The sequence below is a fragment of the Candidatus Obscuribacterales bacterium genome, from assembly GCA_036703605.1.
GTDB lineage: Bacteria > Cyanobacteriota > Cyanobacteriia > RECH01 > RECH01 > RECH01.
In genome coordinates, this window is the sequence record DATNRH010000958.1 from 1 (window position 1) to 3,632 (window position 3,632).

4 protein-coding genes are annotated in these 3,632 nt (G+C 50.4%); 1 reads left to right on the plus strand and 3 read right to left on the minus strand.

Features of this window, described 5'->3' with window-relative positions; translation table 11 throughout:
• Positions 1–235 (plus strand): hypothetical protein (locus V6D20_19670; GenBank protein ID HEY9818003.1); only part of this gene is annotated, 235 nt, incomplete at its 5' end.
• Positions 236–550: 315 nt separating this feature from the next.
• Here V6D20_19670 and V6D20_19675 read toward each other — a convergent pair.
• Genes V6D20_19675 through V6D20_19685 form a run of 3 tightly spaced genes read right to left on the minus strand, consistent with a single transcriptional unit; the run spans position 551 to position 3,444 of the window.
• Positions 551–1,549 carry an alpha/beta fold hydrolase gene (locus V6D20_19675; GenBank protein HEY9818004.1) on the minus strand — a complete coding sequence of 333 codons (999 nt, stop codon included), beginning with the start codon at positions 1,547–1,549 and terminating at the stop codon, positions 551–553.
• Between the two features lie 9 nt (positions 1,550–1,558).
• Complete coding sequence (locus tag V6D20_19680; protein ID HEY9818005.1) at positions 1,559–2,656, minus strand: aromatic ring-hydroxylating dioxygenase subunit alpha; 1,098 nt, start codon at positions 2,654–2,656, stop codon at positions 1,559–1,561.
• Between the two features lie 14 nt (positions 2,657–2,670).
• Positions 2,671–3,444, minus strand: a complete 774-nt coding sequence (locus V6D20_19685) for an ABC transporter ATP-binding protein (protein HEY9818006.1) — start codon at positions 3,442–3,444, stop codon at positions 2,671–2,673.
• Between the last annotated feature and the right edge of the window lie 188 nt (positions 3,445–3,632).

Consider the following 3,632-nt stretch of genomic DNA (forward strand, 5'->3'; position numbering starts at 1 on the left):
GTTTTACGATAAGTTCGATTCAGTGTTTTCAACACTACAAGATTTTGAGGATCTAATAGAAATTCTGACTAGAGCAGTTTCTAAAGAACAGGAAGATTTTTGCTTGGCAAGATGTTGTCTGCTTGGGAACGCGCTTGTTGATTTGGTCAATTTTCTTGATCCCAGTAATCAATACGTTTCAAAGATGGATCGTGAAAAAGTCATAGTGCCAGGATTAGAAGCTTATGTTCAGTAAATTAATTGGTATATTAGTTACAGCCGCCCAACAATTGCGTTGCAGCGGGCTGAAGGAAGCCGCTGGTGCTGAGTTCGAGACTCTGGCAGCCGCTGAACGCAACCGTTAGACAACTTCTGTAATACTTGGTTGAGCACAACATGTTTCTCAACCATGCAGCACAACTCAATCGCTCCTACACGCCAGCCTGTTCCTGAGGGCGATCGCTCCTGTACCTTCCCCTGCTCAAGGGCGATAGCTCCTACACATTAGCCTGATTCTGAAAGCGATCGCTTCTCCCATTGATTCCAAGATTCACCCAAAACAGTCAACACCCTAAGCTTCGAGCAGCTCCCGAATCGCTGCTTCAATCACCGCCGTTGCCTCCCGATTTCGGCCAGGACCACCGGCATAATGCCCCCAAACCGAATCAATCACCCGCAGTTCTGCATTAGGCATCTGCGCCACCTCCAGCGCATTATCCTCCGGTGTGAAATACAAATCCGTCGCACAAGGCATAATTAACGAACGAGCAGCGATCGCCCCTAAAGCAGCGGAAAAATTCTGATTATAGCGAGGATGATCGCTGATATCGCCGTGGTACCAAGCCTCCATCATCGCCAGCAAATCATTGGCATCCCAAGCTAGATGGTCGTCCTCCCACCAGCGCAGCAGATCCGCCAGGGTATCGAAGCCCAACTCTTTGTAGAGCCCCTCGCGGTAAAACGTTTGGGAGTAGACCCAGCCAGCATAGACGCGACCAAAGGCTTTCAGTCCCTGCACTGGGGGCTGTTGATAAAACCCATGATTCCAGGTGCCATCGGCAGTCAGGGCAGCGCGAACACCTGCCAGAAAAACCTGATTGTGGGGCGAGGTTTTGGCAGCACCACAGATGGCGAGCATGGTATTGACCTGATCGGGATAGAGAGCTGCCCAGTGGTAAGCCTGCATAGCTCCCATCGACCAACCTAGAACAAGGGCGATCGCTTCGATGCCAAACTGTTCCCACAGGAGCCGATGTTGACAGCGCACATTGTCGTAGAGCGACACCCGAGGAAAATCACCGCCTAGACCTGTATTGCTAGGAGACGATGATAGACCATTGCCAAATAAATTGGGAACAATGATGAAATAGCGATCGGGATTCAGGGCCCAGGTAGCGCCGATGATAGCGGCGTTGCTGCGGTGGGTGCCGGTGTAGTAGGTAGGGAATAGGACCACATTATCCTTGCGATCGCTCAAGGTGCCATAGGTAGCGTAGGCAAGTTTAGCATTGGGTAAGATATCTCCTGATTGGAGTTCCAGATCGCCAAGTTCAAAGTACTGATAGTCCATAGCCAGTCCCTAGGCGTTCAGCAAGTGCTGACGAATCAGTTTTTGCTGATGAATAATCCGGTCTTCCAGATGGTTAGCCATGCCGGATTGATAGACACCACTGGCATAACCTTTTTGCACCCCTTCAGTGAGATCCATATCTTCTTGCATAAAGTCCTCAAAGTCTTTCAGCAGAATCTCCGTGGGGGTGCTAAAGCCGGGAATGGCAAACACCTCTAGGTTGACACAACAAGATTCCACACCATTAGGTTCAATCTGAATCCAGGCAAGAACACCGTTAGGAAAAGCCAGTAAATGCAGATTGGGGAACATGCCAAACGTGAGGAAGCCGTATCGATTGCGATCGCTTAAATGTTCCAGAACAATATTGTCGGCACGCCAGCGAGGGGTCGTGGGGGTATATAAACAATTCACGTAGTCCCCAAAGGAATGTTCGTAGTGACGAATAGGCCCCTGCACCTTATTGAGAGTTTGGCGGTGAGCGATCGCTACATGGTAGTCACAGAGGGTATTGTCGTGGTAGTTTTTCCAATTACAGGCAACGGTATATTGTTTCTGAATCACTAATTCAGTGGTTGGCTGACGATAGCCTTGCAGAGCTGTGGGAATATCACCAAGAAAATCTGTTAAGTCGCAGGGTGGCTTAGAAAGGCAGACGAAGATAAAATTATCCCAGAGGGCGATCGCCACTGGAACCAAGGGAAAATCTGGTGTATCGAACGTGTCGGGGAAGCGATCGTGGGACGGTGCGCCAATGAGCTTGCCATCTAGACCATAGACCCAGGCATGGTAGGGACAGATTATATGCTTGAGCGACTGGATTCCAGATTGGGTGCAAAGGGGAGAAGCGCGGTGAGGACAGACGTTATGGAAGGCTCGCAGTTGATGATCCTTATCTCGCACGATTAATAGACTAAGACCCGCAACCTCTTTCACCCAGACCTGACCGGGAGCAAGCTGAGCGGCATCGCCAGCATAGAGCCAAGTACGGCGAAAGATACGTTCTCGTTCAAGGGGTAAAAGCGCAGGGTCGGTGTAGAGTTGCCCTGGGAAAAAATAGGCATCGGGGTTAGCAACGGTGAGCAGGTCAGGTAGGTTAGCAATCATAGGTCACAGGTGTTCTAAGCAATCAGAGCTTCGTCAGGTTTGCCCCGCAGGATATCCATAATGTCGTGTTTGTAGTCCTGGAACTGGGGCTTGCGCTTCGTGTCATAGGTGCGATCGCCCGTCAGATCCACAAGCACTTCTTTCTGGATGCGGCCCGGGCGAGCCGTCATCACGTAAATACGTTGGGATAGGAAGACGGCTTCTTCAACATCGTGGGTAATCATCAAAATCGTGGTGCCGGTACGTCGCCACAGGTCGAGCAAGAAGAGCTGCATGGTTTCCTTAGTTTGCACATCCAGTGCCCCAAAAGGTTCATCCATGAGTAAGATCTTAGGCTGATTCGCCAAGGCTCGGGCGATCGCCACCCGTTGCTTCATGCCGCCCGATAGTTCCTTGGGTAAGGCACGGGCAAATTTGCTGAGACCAACCACGTCCAGATATTCGCTGGCCCGCTGTCGCCGCTCGGTTTTGGAAATACCCTGCAGTTTCAGACCAAACTCGGCGTTTTGCTGCACGTTCATCCAAGGATAAAGCGTATAGCTTTGAAACACCATGCCGCGATCGCTGCCTGGCCCCACCACTTGAGCGCCGTCTACGGTAATCTCGCCCCCTGTGGGCGCATCTAATCCAGCAACCAGACGCAGTAGGGTAGACTTTCCAGAGCCTGAAGCGCCGACGGCACAGACAAATTCGCCAGTTTCCACATGCAGGTTAATATCCTTGAGGGCGACAAGCGGGCCATTACGGGTGTCAAATTGTTTATAAACACTGGAGACTTCAAGGTGCATAGGAACGTTAGGGTAAAGGAACAATAGATGTATAGATATCCCTAGATTAATCAACCGCCCATTTACAGGACAGGCGCAGAATTGCCCGAAACGATAAGTCTAAGATAAAACCAATCAGCCCTAGAACAATCAAGCAGGCAAAGATCTCATCGGTTCTAAAAAACCGTTGAGCCAGTTGAATACGTTTT

Bases quoted from the DNA above. Each gene is read 5' to 3' on its own strand.
- V6D20_19675 (HEY9818004.1), bottom strand. From the start codon at position 1,549: ATGGACTATCAGTACTTTGAACTTGGCGATCTGGAACTCCAATCAGGA.
- V6D20_19685 (HEY9818006.1), bottom strand. From the start codon at position 3,444: ATGCACCTTGAAGTCTCCAGTGTTTATAAACAATTTGACACCCGTAAT.
- V6D20_19680 (HEY9818005.1), bottom strand. From the start codon at position 2,656: ATGATTGCTAACCTACCTGACCTGCTCACCGTTGCTAACCCCGATGCC.